Source organism: Pseudomonas sp. MIL9, from assembly GCF_016887925.1.
GTDB classification, from domain to species: domain Bacteria; phylum Pseudomonadota; class Gammaproteobacteria; order Pseudomonadales; family Pseudomonadaceae; genus Aquipseudomonas; species Aquipseudomonas mohnii.
In genome coordinates, this window is record NZ_JAFEHE010000042.1 from 17,668 (window position 1) to 36,088 (window position 18,421).

General features: G+C 58.6%; 14 protein-coding genes. 6 read left to right on the top strand and 8 right to left on the bottom strand.

Features of this window, described 5'->3' with window-relative positions:
• Nucleotides 1–166 precede the first annotated feature (166 nt).
• Nucleotides 167–5,191 (top strand): leucine-rich repeat domain-containing protein, encoded by a 5,025-nt coding sequence (locus JQF37_RS30850; RefSeq protein WP_204149919.1) that lies wholly within the window; start codon nucleotides 167–169, stop codon nucleotides 5,189–5,191.
• Between the two features lie 16 nt (nucleotides 5,192–5,207).
• On the opposite strand, the gene argR is transcribed toward JQF37_RS30850, so the two are convergent.
• From argR to acs, 7 genes are all read right to left on the bottom strand, one after another.
• Nucleotides 5,208–6,188: a transcriptional regulator ArgR gene (gene argR, locus JQF37_RS30855; RefSeq protein ID WP_047532376.1), complete on the bottom strand. Its 981-nt coding sequence runs from the start codon at nucleotides 6,186–6,188 to the stop codon at nucleotides 5,208–5,210.
• A gap of 184 nt (nucleotides 6,189–6,372) precedes the next feature.
• On the bottom strand, nucleotides 6,373–7,137 hold the full coding sequence (locus JQF37_RS30860; protein ID WP_007971015.1) for an ATP-binding cassette domain-containing protein: 765 nt from the start codon (nucleotides 7,135–7,137) through the stop codon (nucleotides 6,373–6,375).
• A gap of 27 nt (nucleotides 7,138–7,164) precedes the next feature.
• A complete protein-coding gene (locus JQF37_RS30865) occupies nucleotides 7,165–8,277 on the bottom strand; it encodes a M14 family metallopeptidase (protein ID WP_130211502.1) in 1,113 nt (370 codons plus the stop codon).
• Between the two features lies 1 nt (nucleotide 8,278).
• The gene (locus JQF37_RS30870; protein ID WP_103405943.1) at nucleotides 8,279–8,977 is read right to left on the bottom strand and encodes an ABC transporter permease; all 699 of its coding nucleotides are present in this window, start codon (nucleotides 8,975–8,977) and stop codon (nucleotides 8,279–8,281) included.
• Nucleotides 8,974–9,663: an ABC transporter permease gene (locus JQF37_RS30875; protein ID WP_047532379.1), complete on the bottom strand. Its 690-nt coding sequence runs from the start codon at nucleotides 9,661–9,663 to the stop codon at nucleotides 8,974–8,976. Before JQF37_RS30875 ends, JQF37_RS30870 begins: the two co-directional genes overlap by 4 nt.
• A 92-nt stretch (nucleotides 9,664–9,755) precedes the next feature.
• Nucleotides 9,756–10,532, bottom strand: a complete 777-nt coding sequence (locus JQF37_RS30880; protein WP_130211501.1) for an ABC transporter substrate-binding protein — start codon at nucleotides 10,530–10,532, stop codon at nucleotides 9,756–9,758.
• Between the two features lie 700 nt (nucleotides 10,533–11,232).
• Nucleotides 11,233–13,188: an acetate--CoA ligase gene (gene acs / locus JQF37_RS30885; RefSeq protein ID WP_103405942.1), complete on the bottom strand. Its 1,956-nt coding sequence runs from the start codon at nucleotides 13,186–13,188 to the stop codon at nucleotides 11,233–11,235.
• Between the two features lie 476 nt (nucleotides 13,189–13,664).
• On the opposite strand from acs, the gene JQF37_RS30890 reads away from it, so the two are divergent.
• The 5 genes from JQF37_RS30890 to JQF37_RS30910 all read left to right on the top strand — a co-directional run bounded on the left by JQF37_RS30890 (nucleotide 13,665) and on the right by JQF37_RS30910 (nucleotide 18,000).
• Nucleotides 13,665–13,928: a DUF2790 domain-containing protein gene (locus JQF37_RS30890; protein ID WP_130211499.1), complete on the top strand. Its 264-nt coding sequence runs from the start codon at nucleotides 13,665–13,667 to the stop codon at nucleotides 13,926–13,928.
• Nucleotides 13,929–14,118: 190 nt separating this feature from the next.
• The gene (locus JQF37_RS30895) at nucleotides 14,119–14,493 is read left to right on the top strand and encodes a heme utilization protein (RefSeq protein WP_130211498.1); all 375 of its coding nucleotides are present in this window, start codon (nucleotides 14,119–14,121) and stop codon (nucleotides 14,491–14,493) included.
• 515 nt (nucleotides 14,494–15,008) lie between these two features.
• Nucleotides 15,009–16,256, top strand: a complete 1,248-nt coding sequence (locus JQF37_RS30900; RefSeq protein ID WP_090324615.1) for a ribonucleotide-diphosphate reductase subunit beta — start codon at nucleotides 15,009–15,011, stop codon at nucleotides 16,254–16,256.
• Between the two features lie 395 nt (nucleotides 16,257–16,651).
• On the top strand, nucleotides 16,652–17,185 hold the full coding sequence (locus tag JQF37_RS30905) for a Bro-N domain-containing protein (protein ID WP_130211497.1): 534 nt from the start codon (nucleotides 16,652–16,654) through the stop codon (nucleotides 17,183–17,185).
• Nucleotides 17,186–17,301: 116 nt separating this feature from the next.
• Nucleotides 17,302–18,000, top strand: a complete 699-nt coding sequence (locus JQF37_RS30910; RefSeq protein WP_204149920.1) for an HNH endonuclease — start codon at nucleotides 17,302–17,304, stop codon at nucleotides 17,998–18,000.
• A 118-nt stretch (nucleotides 18,001–18,118) separates the two neighbouring features.
• Here the strand turns inward: JQF37_RS30910 and JQF37_RS30915 are convergent, their stop codons facing one another.
• Nucleotides 18,119–18,343, bottom strand: coding sequence for a type II toxin-antitoxin system VapC family toxin (locus JQF37_RS30915; protein WP_204149921.1), 225 nt, complete (start codon nucleotides 18,341–18,343; stop codon nucleotides 18,119–18,121).
• Nucleotides 18,344–18,421: the final 78 nt, after the last annotated feature.

The following is an 18,421-nucleotide window of genomic DNA, read 5'->3' on the forward strand; positions in this document are numbered from 1 at the left end:
ATAGGGTCGCAAAGGCGCAGTTTAACTGGCGGCGAGCGTTTGCGGCAGGCTTGCTCCGTTGTAACCGATACGGATTGGGCGAGTGAGGTAAATATGTACCGCACGTCGTCCGCCTTCGCGCGGTTTCCTTAGGGCCTTCTCAAACTTCGATGGCCCACTCGACCCCATGACGACCCAACCTGCCCCCCAGGCGACCGATGCTTTCAGGCCGGACGCCCACTTTCAGCACCTGATCAACGTCATCCCGTCCTGGCTGCGCCAGGCAACGCCCCAGCGGCGTGAAGCACTGAGCAATATCACCCCGGGATTGCCGACCAGTCTCAAGGACGCCCCGCCACATCAGCACGCGGAGCTGAGCAAACTCATCGCCCGTCATGTGACCAGCCAGAATCGGGTCGATCAGATGATGGCCAATCTGCAAAGCCCCGCTGATTTCGCCGAGCCGCTGCTGAAGGCGGCGCTCAAGCGCGATTTCGGCCTGGAGCTGGACGTGCGCCAAACCTGCTTGCGTCTTTACATCCCCACCCACCTTCCCTGGCTGCGGTTGAAGTCAGGGGCCGCGCGCATCTGGACGGTGTCGCTGCTGGAGGCAGCGCTGCACAACTTCGAAAGCGCCGAAACCGAAACTGACGCCTTCGAACCCGCCTCGACTTTCATCACGCCCCCCTCGGCCGACGGGCGATTCGGGACCTTGCCGCAGATTGCGGAAAAAATGCCCATCACGGCGTTCACCCGCCTGTGCCGGGAGCTGGATATCGGCCAGCGCTATAAAGAGTACCTGGAGGACAATCTGGGCATCAGCAACCCGGTGGCGGCGGCACTGCTGCAACCGAAAATCCATGACAGCCAGAAAACCGCGCTCATCGCCGCCCTGCACATGGCGCTGATGCAACAACGGCTGACCAGTGATACCCACCGGCTGATTCTTGGCCTGCTGGAGGACCTGCCTTATCTGCGCTTGCGCGGCCAGCCATGGGGCTGTCATGAGTTGACCATCATGAACGCGCGCCTGACTGGCGTTCTGTTATTTGCCCCGGACCTTGAAAGCGCCCGCGAAGTGGCCAGGGTCGTGACCTACATCCCTGACGACCCCGAACATCCGATCAAGGAATACGCATCGTCCGCCGCCTTTGCCGAAGAACTGAGCAAACGCCTGCGCGTGCCCGCCTATCAACAATTCTTCAGCCGCTTCATCGACCACGAGGATCGCGGCCACTTCTTCGCCCAGTTGAACAGCCAACTGGCCCCCATTACCTGGCAACCGGTTCAGCCGGGGGATCCGCGCCCGACCTGGCGCGAGCAACCCAACCAGCGGGTCGATCTGCGCATCGCTTCAATGCCGATCAAAGGCGAACTTTGGACCCACCAGTATCAGTCGAAGCTCAACAAGATTCTCAACGATGCCCGGGTCATCGCGGTATCCACTGCAACGGTCGACCAGAAAGCCCGCTGGGCCCTTTGGGACTCCTTCACCGAAATCGCTTCGGCACTGTTGAATGTCGCTGCCTTCATTGCCCTGCCGTTCGTGCCGTTCCTTGGTGAGTTGATGCTCGCTTACATGGCCTACCAGTTGCTCGACGAAACCTTCGAAAGCGTCGTCGACTGGGCGCAGGGCCAGGGTCGCGAGGCGTTCGGGCACCTGATGGGCGTCGTGGAGTCCGCCGTACAGCTGGGTACATTTGCGGTGGGTGGCGCGATTGCAGCGGGAGAACTGCGCTCGGTGCTGCCCAAGGAAATCGTGCAGTTCTTCGACCGCTTCAACTCGGTTAAGCGACCGAACGGCGAAACCCGTTACTGGCAACCCGACCTCACCGCGTACGAGTATCCCGCCGAGCTTCCCGACGAATCAAAACCTGATGCACTCGGACTGCACCGTCATCAGGGCAAAACCCTCTTGCCCCTGGAGAACAAACGCTACGCCGTCAGCGAAAATCCTTTGTCGGGCGAACATCGCATCGACCATCCGACCCGACCTGAGGCCTACAAACCCACGCTCAAACACAACAGGGCCGGCTCCTGGCAAACCGAGGTCGACCAACCTCTGAGCTGGGACCAGGCCACCTTGCTTCGACGTATCGGACCGGACATGCAGCGTTTTTCCGAGCGCGAACGCGAAGGCATGCTAACCATCAGCGGCACCCACGAAAACGTCCTGCGCAAGATGCACACCCATGCAGGGTCGCTGCCGCCGCTTCTGGCCGACACGCTCAAGCGCTTCACGATCGACCAGGACATACAAACCTTTATCGAGCAAATCGGCAGCGACCGGCCGGAGCTGTACCTGAAGGCCGACCCCGTCACCCAGCTCGAATTGCTCAACGCCAACGGCTACTGGCCGAATACCAAAGGGCTGCAACTGACGGATGGCGAGGCGCGCACACTTTGGCAAAGTCCCGCGCCGGATGTGCCGCGCCTGCACATCGATGTCACGCAACTCAACGACGGCGATCTGCTCAAAACCTTCCTGCTCGCCCTGTCGGACGAAGAAGCGAGAACCTTGATGGGCGAAGAATTCGGCCTGCCCTCCCCTCGCCTCGAAAGTCGCACGCGCAGCCTGCGCCAGAAACTGGCCCAACTCGCCCAACGCAAGCGACAGAGCCTGTTCGAACAGCGCTACCGCGAACTCGAACGGGGCGCTCACTCCATGGCACAAATCCTCATCGATGCCGAACCCGGATTGCCGACCACCATCGCAGACGCGATTGCCACAACGGCCAACGACCTGGAGCTGCAACAACTCAAGAGCGGCAAGATTCCCCCCAGGCTGGCGGAGCTGAGCCAGGAGGCCAGGTTGCAGGTACGGGTGACACGCGCCTACGAAGGCCTTGAGTTGCCGTCGACCGAGGACAACATCGACACCGATTGCCTGGTTCTGCACTCACTGGAAAACCTGCCAGGCTGGAGCGGACAACTGCGCCTGGAAATACGCCACTACAGCCCTGACGGGCGCCTGATCGACAGCCTTGGCAGCGCTGACGCCGACCTGCGCAAAATACTGGTGCTCGGCGAGGACGGCGCCTATCAGCCGTTTGATCAGGATGGAGAAGAACTCAGCGGTTCGACCACGTTTTTTAACAGCTTGCTGCAGGCATTGCCCGACAGCGAGCGCATGGCGCTGAACGTCCGGATTGGCGACGAGGCCCGGCTCAAACAGTTGATTCGCCAACACCCACTGAGCCGCGAGGCCTTGCGCACACTGCTGGGCCGGCAGGTCAATCTCAAGCCTGCCTACGACCCGAAGGTCATGCGACTGTTGGGCGGCGTCGATGGTTATCGGCACCTTCCCACCCGTACGCCCACCCTGCAAGCCCGCGTCCAGTCGTTGTTCCCGCAACTGTCGGCCGAGGAACTCGATGCGTTTGTCGAGCGCCTGCAACAACACCCGGCAGGGCCACGGGCAGAACTGAATCGACTCATGGTTGAACATTCAGGGCTCTACGACACCCTGTCACCCTGGTGCAGCGATATTCCGCCGTTCCTGCCTGATACCCAAACCAGGCTCACACCTGAACAACTCTCCACCCAGATGCACGCTCGAAGGCATTTCGTGATCGAACTGATGGAGTGCTGGCGGCGGCAATGGGTCCCTGCACAGACCGGATTCGCCACGACCGACTTCAATTTCTTCCAACCGATTATTGGCGAGCTGCCAGCCCTGAACGCCGACTTCAGCCGTGTCCAAACGCTAACACTGGATGGCTGTGGCGCCACACGGGGAATGCAAGCTTTCTTGAGCAGTTTTACCGGATTGCGCGCCCTGAAACTGCGCTACTTCAACCTGGGTCACCTTCCGGATGTTGTCGTGCAGCTACAACTTGAGGAACTGGTTCTCAGCGATTGCGCGATCCGCCTCAGCCCCGAGGCCCACGCCACGCTCGCCGGGCAGTTTCAATTGACCACACTGGATATGTTTAACAATCCGCTGGGCCTGGTACCGGACGTCGGTGGCATGCCCAACCTGAATTACATCGACCTCTCACACACCGGCATCCCCGAGCTGCCCAAGGACTTGCTGACCCGCCCGCGCCTGCTCACTGCACTGCTCAACAACAACCGGATCGAAGAATTGCCAACAGCCCTTTTCTCACTGCCACCCGACAGTCAGGAAGGATTCGACCTGGGCAACAACCCACTGTCGTCGGCAACCCGCGAACGCCTCAAGCAACACTACCTGGCCACACGTCAGGACTTCGGTATCTTTGCCGAGGCGGCGGACCTGAGACGTGCGCAAGCGCTTTATCCGATGATGGACCAGGAAGAAGCGAGCAAATTCGTGAATTCGCTGCCTGGAACACTGGACGAGGGGCGAGCCGAACTGAGTCGCCTGGAAGCCGAACTTGCCACCCTGGAAACCGAGCTGGCTGCCTGGACCGCCGACATTCCCGCTCTCCATCCCGTCACCCAACAACCGTTCAACGCGCAACAACTGCTGAACGAGCATTGGGCCCGAGACGAATTCAAACAGCTCGTGCTGCGATGCTGGCGTCGGGAAACGGGGGCCGAAGACATGAGCGACTTGCTGCAACCGAGCTACGACTTGAGCCTGGACACCCACATTAGCGGCGACTTGCCAGCACTGAGTGCAGACTTCAGCCATGTCACGATGGTTTATCTCAATAGCGAAAGCGGCATGCCCATGGGCGTTAGCCGGTTCCTGGAAGGCTTCCCGAAACTCAAGACCCTCAGCATCCGCGACTTTCACCTGGGCAACATCCCGGACGCGATTTTCCGCATGGGCGAACTGACCTCGTTGAACCTCCCGGACTGCCACATCGCCCTGACGGCACAGAGCGTCCTGAACCTGTCCGAGATGACTCAACTGGACTTCCTGGACTTGAGTAACAACCCGCTGGGACTCGCACCGGATGTCACTCAGATGACCGATCTGGCCACCCTGCAACTGGACAACTGCCGGCTCACCGAACTGCCTGCCGGCCTGTTGCAACTCAAGAGTCTGGACATCGCGAATCTGAGCAGTAACGAGATCACCCGGATACCCACCGATATTCTCGAACTGCCGATGGAGGCTGCCGAAAGCATCGATCTGCACGGCAATCCGCTCAACGAAGCCAGTCTGAAAATCCTGATTGAGTATTTCAAGTTGACCAACGTCGACTTCGGGGTCGAGGAAGTCATCGAGCGGGCTGAGCTGCAGGTGTCGTCTTCCGGAGAATCAGACCCGGACGAGTAACCCTGTCAGGCGCGGATCAACCGCGCTCCGACGGCACCGAGGACAACTCGAACGGGCTGCTGCTGCGCCGCTGGTTGCGATCTTCCCGCGGCGTGGCGCCGAAGAAGTTGCGGTAGGCGCTGGAGAAATGCGGCCCCGAGGAAAAGCCGCAAGACAGGCCGATCTGAATGATCGACTTGCTGGTTTGCATCAACATCTGCCGGGCTTTGTTCAGGCGCAGTTCCAGGTAGTACTGGCTCGGCACACGGTTGAGGTACTGCTTGAAAATCCGCTCCAGCTGCCGACGGGACACGCACACATGTTGGGCGATTTCGTCGGTGGTCAACGGCTCTTCGATATTGGCTTCCATCAGCAACACCGCCTGGGTGAGCTTTGGATGGCTGGAGCCGAGACGGTTCTGCAACGGAATGCGCTGGCGCTCACCCCCCTCACGGATACGTTCGACCACCAGTTCTTCAGAGACCGCACCGGCCAGCTCGGCGCCGTGATCGCGGGCCAGCACCGCCAGCAGCAAGTCGAGTACCGACAGGCCACCGCACGCGGTCAGGCGATCACGATCCCAGTCGAACAGATGGCTGGTCGCGATGACTTTCGGGAAGCGTTCAGCGAAATCGTCCTGCCAGCGCCAATGCACGGCCGCGCGATAACCATCGAGCAAACCGAGTTGCGCCAACGGGTAGACACCGGCCGACAGACCGCCGATCACGCAACCAGCACGCACCAGCTGCTTCAGCGCACTGCTGAGCGCCGGGGCAAGGCTGGTCGGTGGCTCATCTGCCAGCAGGAACAGTTTCTGAAAGTTTTCGAGCTTGCCGGTCCACGCCTCGCCGGGCAATTGCCAGGCACCTTCGGCCGGTGGCTCGGCCTGCAGGAACGACAATTCGTAAACCACCTCCGGATGCACACGCTGGGCAACACGCAAGGCCTCCTCAGCCAGCGCAAGCGTCAGTGCTTTAGTGCTGGGCCAAACAAGGAAACCAATTCGATGGGCAGTCATGGCGGGCAATCCGAAACGAAGAACGGTGATGAAGGCATGGGCCAATGCTAGCCCGTAAATGAACGCAAATCTCAAAACCAGCATCGTCCCCTGTGGGAGCTGGCAAGCCAGGTCCCACAGGGATCAGGGATCGATCTCTAGGTTGCGAAGCATGCACTATCGCGGTGCACAACGGCAGCCCTGATTACTTCAGGCTACCCGACAGGAATTGCTGCAGGCGTTCGGATTGCGGATTCACCAGCACTTCGCGCGGGTTGCCGCTTTCTTCGACGACACCTTTGTGCAGGAACACCAACTGGTTCGACACTTCACGGGCAAAGCCCATTTCATGAGTCACCACCACCATGGTCCGGCCTTCCTGGGCCAGGGCCTGCATCACCTTCAGCACGTCGCCGACCAACTCCGGGTCGAGGGCCGAGGTCGGTTCGTCGAACAGCATCACTTCCGGCTCCATCGCCAACGCGCGGGCAATCGCCACGCGCTGCTGTTCGCCGCCGGACATATGACCCGGGTAAGCATCCTTACGGTGAGCCACACCCACTTTGTTCAAGTAGTGCTCGGCTTTTTCCCGCGCTTCGGCCTTGGACACGCCCAGTACATGCACCGGCGCTTCCATGATGTTTTCCAGCGCTGTCATGTGTGACCACAGGTTGAAATGCTGGAACACCATCGACAGGCGCGAACGCATGCGTTGCAGCTGTTTCGGGTCGGCAGCCTTGAGTGCGCCGTCCTTGTTCGCCACCAGTTTCAGTTCTTCGTTGTTGAGCAAGATCTTGCCCGCGTGCGGCTGCTCCAGCAGGTTGATGCAACGCAGGAAGGTACTTTTGCCGGAGCCACTGGAGCCGATGATGCTGATCACATCACCCGCCGCCGCCTTCAGGGACACGCCCTTGAGCACTTCGTGACTGCCATAGCGTTTATGCAGGTCTTGGACTTCAAGTTTGTACATGCGGTCGGTTCTCACAAAAACAGTCAGTCAGTCGTTGAGCAAGCGCCCGTGACGCAGCGCTTCGCGCCCCGCCACCTTGGCCAGCCAGAAACCGGGTTGGGCGTAACGCAGCCGCTCAATGGCAAACAGCACCCCGGACGTACCAGCACACACCGTGCTGACCCGATCCGCCAGCGGATCGATCACTTCAAAAATTTCGTCTCCGGCGTCCACCCATTCACCGGGCTTGCGCAGGAAACTCACCACACCAGGGTGCGGTGCAAACAACAATTCAGTGCCTTCGAAGGGCATGCCTTCGCACGCTTCCTGCGCAGGTTTCGGCCACTCGCCGCTGATCAATCCCTGCTCGGCGAGGAACGCCAGAATGCCTTCGGCGTGAGCCTCGGATTCAGCGCGACCGGTGTCGGCCTGACCACCCAGTTCAAGGGTGGTCGCCAGGCACGCCAACGGAATCTGCGCATCCGGGAACAGACGCGACAAACGCAACCACGGCAGCGAACAGGCCTCGTCAAAGGAACTGCCGCCGGAATCTTCCGCCAGCAGACCGACTTTCACATTCAAGTGCGCGGCCAGTGAACGCCACTGCGGCCAATGCTGCGGCAAGGCATACATGTGCAGCGCCGCTTCGGCATCGCAATGCAGATCCAGCACCACATCGGCGGTGCAGGCATGGCTGAGCAAAATGCGCTGCATGCCCTGCAACTGGCTGCTGGCCGGTGGCAATGCGGCCAGCGCATCGCTCATGGCCTGGCGAATCAAACGGATGTTGGCGTGCGGGTCATCACCCAGGTGCCCGGCGACTTCGGCGGCCACTGGCGCGCTGAGCTCGACGAAATCGCGGTTGAAGTTCTTGCCGCTGCCCGCCTCGAAACGCCCTTGGTGATTGCCTTGCAGCAGTTGACCGAGGCCCAGTGGATTGGCCACCGGCACCAGCTCGATCACGCCGTTCAACAAGCCTTGGGCTTCCAGTTCGGCCAGGCGCTTTTTCAGCGCCCAAGCCGTGCGCATACCCGGTAGCTCATCGGCGTGCAGGCTGGCCTGGATGTAAGCCTTGCGCTCGCCGGTGCCGAAGCGGAACACCGAAATCCGGCGTTCGCTGCCCAGATGGCTCCACGGCAATAGATGATCAATGCGTTCCATATCAGTGCTTCCGCGGGGCCAGATAGCCCAGCCAGCGGCGCTCGGCCAGTTTGAACAGCTTCACCAGAATGAAGGTCAGGCACAGGTAGAACACGCCAGCGGTGATGTACGCCTCGAACGGCAAGTAGAACTGGGCGTTGACCGTGCGCGCGGCACCGGTGATGTCGATCAGGGTCACGATGGACGCCAGACTGGTGGTCTGCAGCATCATGATCACTTCGTTGCTGTACTGCGGCAGGGCCCGGCGCAGGGCCGATGGCAGCAGGATGCGCTTGTACATCTTGAAGCGCGACATGCCCATGGCCTTGGCCGCCTCGATCTCACCGTTCGGCGTGGCGCGCAGGCTGCCGGCGATGATTTCGGCGGTGTACGCACTGGTGTTGATGGCGAACGCCAGGCACGCGCAGAAGGTCGCGCTCGACAGCCAAGGCCAGAGGAAGCTTTCCCGTACGGTTTCGAACTGCGCCAGACCGTAGTAGATCAGGAACAGCTGCACCAGCATCGGCGTGCCGCGGATCACGTAGGTGTAGAGCCAGGCCGTCATGTTGACGACAGCGTTTTTCGAGACGCGCATCAAGCCCAGCGGCAATGCACACAGCAGGCCGAAGAACAGTGACAGTGCGAGCAGTTTGAGGGTGGTCACCAGGCCGCCGAAGTACAGCGGCAAGGCCTCCCAAATGACGTTGTAGTCGAAGATCATAGATCAGCCGCCCTTACGCCTACCGAGTAGCGCTTCTCAAGGTGACGCAATGCCAGCAACGAGACACTGGTGATCACCAGGTACATCGCCGCCACTGCGAGGAAGAAGGTGAAAGGCTCACGGGTGGCGTCTGCCGCCTGCTTGGCCTTGAACATCATGTCTTGCAGGCCCACCACCGAAATCAGTGCGGTCGCCTTGGTCAGTACCAGCCAGTTGTTGGTGAAGCCCGGAATCGCCAGACGGATCATCTGCGGCACCAGCACGCGGAAGAACACCTGGAAACTGCTCATGCCATACGCCATGCCGGCTTCGGCCTGACCTTTGGGGATCGCCATGAACGCGCCACGGAAGGTCTCCGACAGGTACGCACCGAAGATGAAGCCCAGGGTGCCGATACCGGCGGCCAACGGGTTCAGGTCGATGTACTCGTCAAAGCCGAGCAGCGGTGCGACGCGGTTCAGCAGGTCCTGCCCCCCGTAGAAAATCAGCAGGATCAACACCAGATCGGGAATGCCGCGGATCACGGTGGAATACAGGTCGCCCAGCCAGGCCAGCCAGCGCACCGGCGAAAGGCGCAGTGCCACGCCGATCAGGCCCAGAACGATGGCCAGAGCCATGGACGACAAGGCGAGCTGAAGCGTCAGCCAAGCGCCATCGAGGATGACAGCCCCGTAGCCTTTCAACATGATTCAGGTCCTCGAGAGTTGGGATGAAAAAATGGCGCAAACCTCAGAGATCCTGTTGCTTGCGCCATTTCGGACTTTTCGTTGCGACGTACTTACTTGCCGTAAATGTCGAAATCGAAGTACTTGTCCTGGATTTGCTTGTACTTGCCGTTCTCACGAATGGCGGCGATGGCGGCGTTGAGCTTGTCCAGCTCAGCCTTGTCGCCCTTGCGAACCGCGATGCCTACGCCATCGCCGAAGTATTTGACGTCGGTGAACGCAGGGCCGACGAACGCGAAGCCTTTGCCGGCATCGGTCTTCAGGAAACCGTCATTCAACAGGGTAGCGTCTGCCACGGTGCCGTCGAGGCGGCCGGCGGCCACGTCGAGGTAAATTTCGTTCTGCGAACCGTAAGGCTTGATCTCGGCACCCAGCGGGGCCAGGACTTCGCGGGCGAAACGCTCGTGGATCGAACCACGTTGCACGCCGATGTTCTTGCCCTTGAGCTCGGCCAGGCCTTCGCTGACCTGAGTGCCTTCCTTCATGACCAGGCGGGCCGGGGTGTTGTAGTACTTGTTGGTGAAGTCCACGGACTTCTTGCGATCTTCAGTGATCGACATGGACGACAGAATCGCGTCGATCTTGCGCACTTTGAGTGCCGGGATCAGACCGTCGAACTCTTGCTCGCCCCATACGCACTTGACCTTCATCTCTTCGCACAGGGCATTGCCGATGTCGTAGTCGAAACCAACGATGCTGCCGTCCGGGGCCTTGGAAGCGAACGGAGGGTAAGCCGCTTCGATACCAATTTTCAGAGGCTTTTCATCGGCGAAGGTTGGCAGGGACAGCACGGACAGTGCCAGGGCGCCAAGCAGCACGAGTTTCTTCATCTTGGGACTCCATCGGTAAAGGGCTAAAACGGCAGAGTGAGCGACAGCCCAATATGCGAATGAGTGGAACCGGATAGTTTTGCTGCGTCCTACAGTGCACGTGCGAATTTTCAACACGAGCAACGACGAGCGAGTGATCGGCATTCTAACGACAGGCCCGAAGCCGATATTTCTTCAATGCGACAACTAGTTACAGAAGCACTGAGAAAGCCGGTTTGGCACGTTGACAGCCCTGCAAAATCATGCAAGAGCAAAAGACAGTGAACCGATATACATTGCAAATTGCGGGCCTATTATTAGCAAAGCCTTCTAATCCGGCAAGCGCAGCATTGGTTCTTATTTTTGAGGGGCGTTTTGAATGCCCCTATCCGGGGCCTGGCGTTTCCCTATGCCCCGTATCGGCGCGGGCGGTTACACATTTAGTAACTTGAAGGATCAGGGGTAACAGCGGGAAACAGCCTACAGGGGATACCGATAATTATTGGCTGTTGCGCAAGGGGCGACCGACAGGCCGCCTTCGCGAGCAGGCTCGCTCCCACAAGGATCAATGGAGTGCCTGCGAGTTACGCCACACTACAAAAACCTGTGGGAGCGGGCTTGCCCGCGAAGAGGCCCGCACAGCCACCACACAATCACCCGACATGAAAAAGCCCCGCCAGACTCAACACCTGGCGGGGCTTTGGATGACGCCGAACGCTACTTACGCAACATTCATGGTCTTGTGCGTATCAATCAAATGCTGCACCACGCTCGGATCGGCCAGAGTGGAGATATCCCCCAAGCCATCGTATTCGCCGGTCGCGATCTTGCGCAGAATCCGGCGCATGATCTTGCCCGAACGGGTTTTCGGCAGGCCTGGCGCCCACTGGATGACATCCGGCGAGGCGATCGGACCGATCTCCTTGCGCACCCAGTTTTTCAGTTCCAGGCGCAGTTGCTCGTTCGGCTCCTCGCCGTTTTTCAGGGTGACATAGACATAAATGCCCTGCCCCTTGATGTCATGCGGCACACCAACCACCGCCGCTTCGGCGACTTTCGGGTGAGCGACCATCGCGCTTTCGATCTCGGCGGTACCCATGCGGTGGCCGGACACGTTGAGCACGTCGTCGACGCGACCGGTGATCCAGTAGTAACCGTCGGCGTCACGGCGGGCGCCGTCACCGGTGAAGTACATGCCACGGAAGGTCTTGAAGTAAGTGTCGACGAAACGGTCGTGGTCGCCGTACAGCGTGCGTGCCTGGCCTGGCCACGAATCGAGAATCACCAGATTGCCCTCGGCCTCGCCTTCGATGATGTTGCCCAGGTTGTCCACCAGCGCCGGTACCACGCCGAAGAACGGACGTGCCGCCGAACCCGGCTTGAGGGCATGTGCGCCCGGCAGCGGGCTCATCATGTTGCCGCCGGTTTCGGTCTGCCACCAGGTATCGACGATCGGGCAACGGGACTTGCCGACATTCTTGTAGTACCACTCCCAGGCTTCCGGGTTGATCGGCTCGCCCACCGAACCGAGCAGGCGCAGGCTGCTGCCGTCAGCACCTTCGACGGCAGCGGTGCCCGAAGCCATCATGGCGCGAATGGCGGTCGGTGCGGTGTAGAGGATGTTGACCTTGTGCTTGTCGACGATCTTCGCCACCCGGGTGATGTCCGGGTAATTCGGCACGCCTTCGAACAGCAGCGTGGTCGCGCCGTTGGCCAGCGGGCCATAGACAATATAGGAGTGACCGGTGACCCAACCGACGTCGGCGGTGCACCAGTAGACCTCACCCGGGCGGTAGTCGAACACGCGCTCGTGGGTCATGGCCGCGTACAACAGGTAGCCGCCGGTGGTGTGCTGCACGCCCTTCGGTTTGCCGGTGGAGCCGGAGGTGTAGAGGATGAACAGCGCTTCTTCGGCGCCCATTTCCTTCGGCGCGCACACGGTGCCCGCCACTTTCATCAAATCTTCGTACCAGATGTCGCGATGCTGGTTCCACTTGATGTCGCCACCGGTGCGCTGGCACACGATGACTTTCTGGATGCTGCTGGTTTCCGGGTTGGTCAACGCGTCGTCGACGTTGGCCTTGAGCGGGATCTTCTTGCCGGCACGAATGCCTTCGTCGGCAGTGATCACCACCTTCGACTTGCAGTCGATGATGCGGCCCGCCAGGGCTTCCGGCGAGAAACCACCGAACACCACCGAGTGAATCGCACCGATCCGGGCACAGGCCAGCATGGCGACCACGGCTTCGGGGATCATCGGCATGTAGATCGTCACCACGTCGCCGCGGTGTACATCCTGGCCGCGCAGGGCGTTGGCGAATTTGCAGACTTGCTCGTGCAGTTCGCGGTAGGTGATGTTGCGGCTTTCGGAAGGGTCATCGCCTTCCCAGATGATTGCGACTTGATCGCCGCGCTCGGCCAGATGACGGTCGAGGCAGTTGTAGGAGACGTTCAGGGTGCCGTCGGCGAACCACTTGATGTCGACATGGTGATCGTCGAAGGACGTCTGTTTTACCGTGGTGAAAGGCTTGATCCAGTCGAGACGCTTGGCTTGCTCGCGCCAGAAGCCGTCCGGGTTGACGACTGACTGCTGGTACATGGCCTTGTAGGTCGCCTCGTCGGTCAGCGTGTTGGCCAGAACCTCGGGACGAACGGGATACAGGGAAGCCGCACTCATCTTTCTTACCTCGGGGAATATAGTTGTTTTTGTATGACCCCGTTGTAGCCGGGCCGGCCCTATAGAACCATTCGACGATGGTAGTAACAAGCCCATACAAAATGCCCCGGCAAGCGCAAAACAAGGCTGGAACGAATGTTCCGGTATCACGCCGCCCCTTGTAGAAGCGAGCTTGCTCGCGATGCTCCTGAACAATAACGCGCCAAACCTGACACCCCGCAGCGCCCCACGATTCACCGCGAGCAAGTTCTCCCTACATGGGATTGTTACGAAATCTGTCAAAGGTGTTTATCAAAAGCATGGCTATATGAATAAACCCCTCGCCCCTAAAATCTGCATCGCCAACCCGGCAAATTGAGTTAACCACGTTACAGCCCCCACGAAGGCAGTTAACCCAAAAACTAAGTTGTTCGGCTCCACACGCAACCCCAAAAAGGTTGCGTGACCCCACTCGACCTATGAAAGGTAAAATTTAAATGAAAGCTTTATTGGTTCTGGCCCTCAGCAGTCTGTGCGCTACCGCCATGGCAGACGAGGTCCCGGCTGATGTCGCGCAACAACAACCCGTAGTAGAGGATTACACTTACTCGATGCACCTGGACATCGCCAAAGTTATATCCATGAGCGAAGTTCCCAATGTTTGCGAAGTTGTCCCGATGAAAATGGAATATGACGACTCCAAGGGTCAACGTCATATCCTGCGCTACAGCGTGATGGGTAACGGCTGCTCCAGCGGCTGATACATCCGCCCCTCGTCTCCCCAAGGTTCGACCCAGCCGCCCGACGTTGCAGGCAGATGAAGCGCCGAACCTGATACATCTATAAATACGATTTATTTAAGCTTTTTTAAGCTGATTTTAATCAATTTATGAGATGTCGCATGCGTTCCATACCCAAGGCACATAACGCCACCCCATTTGGAGTCACCCCATGAAAAGCAAACTGATCCTCGCCCTGACCCTCTCGGTACTGGCTGCCAACACCTTCGCCGCCGACGGCTATGACCGCACCGGCTCGGCCACCTTTGCCGCTGATGGTTACGATCGCACCGGCTCGGCCACCTTTGCCGCTGATGGTTACGATCGCACCGGTTCTGCCACCGTTGCCGCTGACGGCTACGATCACACCGGTTCGGCCACCGTTGCTGCCGACGGCTACGATCGCACCGGTTCGGCCACCGTTGCCGCTGACGGCTACGATCACACTGGCTCGGCAGTGGCTGCCGACGGCTACGATCGCACCACCGGTTCGGCGACTGTCGCTGCAGATGGTTATGAGCGCACCGAGTCGGCCACTTTCAGGTGATCACTGAAGGTCGTTCCCAGCCCGACTTCGGTCGGGCTTAGTTGTGTCTGGAGCCTGAGAAACCCCCTTCGAAACACAAGATGTAGTGAAAAAAGCCTTTTCTGGTTATTTCTTGAGCAAAAATGACCCAGGGCAAAAATTTACGAAAAAAAATCTGCACCGGCCAAAGCCCTGTAAACCCTCGCTCCGACCGAAAAACGGTCCCTGTCGACCGATCCGTGAGCCATTTCGCCGCACCACGGCACCGAAAACTTCCCTATAATGCGGCCTTAAACGGGCCTGCAATATTCCCTTACAGGGATGAAAAGCCAGTCTGAAGCCCCGCAGAAGCGCTCAATGCTTTCTGCGCCCGTCAGTGGCTCTCGGAACCCCGTACAAAATTCTGTTTTATTGCCTGCCTTAGCTGCTGCAAAAAACGATTCCTTAAGATCCATCGCGGCCAGTACGGCCGTGTGAAAAACCAACCTATCAATTTCACACGGGCAATCTGGCCCTCACGCAGGAGACGACACGTCATGCTGAGCTGGGACGAATTCGACAAAGAAGACACGGAAGTGGCGGTCAAGAGCGCCAACGCTGGCCACGCCACCGAAGCCAACATGGACCGTCTCGACAGCGCTGGCGGTGCCGCCGCCCTGGAAGCCCGTGCCGTCACCGCCACTGACTCCGCCGCCGTCGCCCGCGCCAAGGCTGCCCTGGACGCCCTCGACGTCGCCGAAGGTCTGGCCGAACTCGAAGGCGCCTCCGCCCGTGTCGCCGTTGACGAAAAACGCATGATCAACTGCCGCGCCGACCTCAACCAACTCGTGCCCTTCAAGTACGACTGGGCCTGGCAGAAGTACCTGGACGGCTGCGCAAACCACTGGATGCCGCAAGAAGTCAACATGACCGCCGACATCGCCCTCTGGAAAAACCCGGAAGGCCTGACCGACGACGAGCGCCGCATCGTGATGCGCAACCTCGGCTTCTTCTCCACCGCCGACTCCCTGGTTGCCAACAACCTGGTCCTGGCCGTGTACCGCCTGATCACCAACCCGGAATGCCGCCAGTACATCCTGCGCCAGGCGTTCGAAGAAGCGATCCACACCCACGCCTACCAGTACTGCATCGAATCGCTGGCCATGGATGAAGGCGAGATCTTCAACATGTACCACGAGATCCCGTCGGTCGCGAAAAAAGCCACCTGGGGCCTGAAATACACCCGTTCGATCTCCGATCCGAAGTTCGAAACCGGCACCGTCGAAACCGACAAGGAACTGCTGCGCAACCTGATCGCCTACTACTGCGTTCTGGAAGGCATCTTCTTCTACTGCGGCTTCACCCAGATCCTGTCCATGGGCCGTCGCAACAAAATGACCGGCGTCGCCGAGCAGTTCCAATACATCCTGCGCGACGAATCCATGCACCTGAACTTCGGCATCGACGTGATCAACCAGATCAAAATCGAAAACCCACACCTGTGGGATGCCGAAATGAAGGAAGAAGCGACCCAGATGATCCTGCAAGGCACTCAACTGGAAATCGAATACGCCCGCGACACCATGCCTCGCGGCGTGCTGGGCATGAACGCCGCGATGATGGAGGACTACCTCAAGTTCATCGCCAACCGTCGCCTGTCGCAGATCGGTTTGAAAGAAGAGTACCCAGGCACCACTAACCCGTTCCCATGGATGAGCGAGATCATGGACTTGAAGAAAGAGAAGAATTTCTTTGAGACGAGAGTGATTGAGTATCAGACTGGTGGGGCGTTGAGCTGGGATTAACCCCTCAGGTTGCCGTGATTTGAAGATTTAAATCGGCAAATCGAAAATTAAAGCCCCGTTCTGATCATCGATCAGAACGGGGCTTTTTTTGGAGTAGGAAAACTCTTACTCATACTCCTAGTAGCTGCTAAACCTCCCACAGGACTTCCAGCGCCTTCTGAATTGATTGCTGTTCAAAGCGTCTCTAAGCTTTGTCGCAGGTGCCTAAGAAACGCCCAACGTAGAAGCCAACCTCCTCATAGAACGCATGCTGATATCAGCTATTTATGCGCGTCTCTGTGTGCGGGAGAACGGCTTGTTGGGATTTCTTAGATCCTCTACGTCGGGCTCTGGCCCTCTTCAACTTCAACGTAGAGGTAAGGGATATGCCTACAGAAACTCCACACCGATCGGTCATGCGCGATCCTTATAGGCCGACGATCTTCATCCGCCACAACCTCCACCTCCACGCCCTCCTCCTTGAAAATCAACCATGGTTCTGCACTCGCGATATCGGCCGCTTGATGGGTGTCCATCTGAGTGATCGTATGGTCAGCAAACTAGACAAAGATCAGCGTCGTGTTGTGTGGATTGAGTATTTTCGGCAACCAGAAAAGCAGCTGATGCTCAGCGAGTCCGGTGTCTATGCGCTGTTGGTGTATCACTACGTTCCGGGGAATCGATTGTTGCGTGAGTGGTTGACCCACCAGGTGGTGCCGGCTTTGCGCGATGCGGAGCAATCTGAAAACTCGGATCGGCCGATGTTGAGCTTGTTGGATTGGCCGGAAATGTCGTTGAGTCTGCTGCATTGGCAGAATGAAGGTTGGATTCGACTTCGGGACATGCCGTATCTGTTAAACGATCAAACGCAGCGGCGCGTACCGATGGCTAAGCCTTGGTGGCGGAAGGTAACTCAGGTGTTTCAGTCATCGAAGCATTCGATGAGTTAGGTGACGTGCTTGTAGGAACGATCGCGAGATCCGTCGTTATTTTCTGTAGGAATTTTCGTAGACAGTCGTAGTGGCCACTCAGTATCGTCCGAGGGTTTTCAACCCTCGGCGATCGTATGGACACTGAAAAGAAGAACGAAGATTGGAGCGCGTCGGAAATTAAGGCCGCAGTGGGCGCCTATCTGACGATGCTTGCACTTGAACTCAAAGGACAGACATTCAATAAGGCCCAAGCGAATCGCTTACTACGCCAGGGTGCCTTGGCTAACCGTTCCAAAAGCTCCGTTGAGTTCCGTATGCGGAACATATCTACAGTCCTAGAAAAGATGGGGCGCTCGAGTATCAAGGGATACAGGCCAGCGGAAAATGTCGGCGCCAATGTTGAACACGGAATTCGTGAAGCACTTGCCTCTGACGCCTTTGAACCCTCCGCCGATGAAGACACACTTGAACGTCGTGCTATTGCCCTAGAGCAGAAACCGTTCGAGAAGGAACCAAAAGGGATCTTAAAACCCAAGCAAGCCTCTACCAACAGCACTACTTACATTCGCGATCCTGAAGTCAGAGCCTGGGTTCGGCAGAATGCCAAAGGTATCTGCGAAGGCTGTGATCAGCCCGCACCGTTTGAAAAGGACGGCTCGCCGTTTCTTGAGGTTCACCACGTTAAGCATCTGGCGAACAAAGGGTCGGATCGGACAAGCAATGCCGTAGCGCTGTGTCCAAATTGTCATCGCCGCTGCCACCATTCGGACGATAAAGACACTTTCACTTTGTATTTGTATGACAAGGTGAAACGGCTGAGGCGTGAGAAATAGCTATTTGTTGCCAGCCCTTCAGCCCGTCAGTTGAGATTGTTGGTGCAAGGGCTGGCGCCATCGCGAGCAAGCTCGCTCCTACAGGGGATGGCGGTGAGTTTGGAAACTATAAGTACCCTCACAACTTTGCCGAAACCACCCGTATCCCATACTGCGGAATAATCCCGTCCGCGGTGATCAACTCCAGCCCTTCCGCCTGAACCTGGGCAATCAACATTCGATCAAACGGATCGCGATGGATCTCCGGCAGTTTTCCTGCCTGTTGCCCGTGGAACAGGGAAATAGGCAGCTTGGTAAAACCCTCGTCCTCAACCAGCGCTTCGAGGTCCTCTGGGGCCTCCAGCGTAAGCGTCCGCCCAACACACCTTGTGTGATTAAACGGGCGCCCACCTGTGCGGCAACAGCTCGGTTATCTCACTCG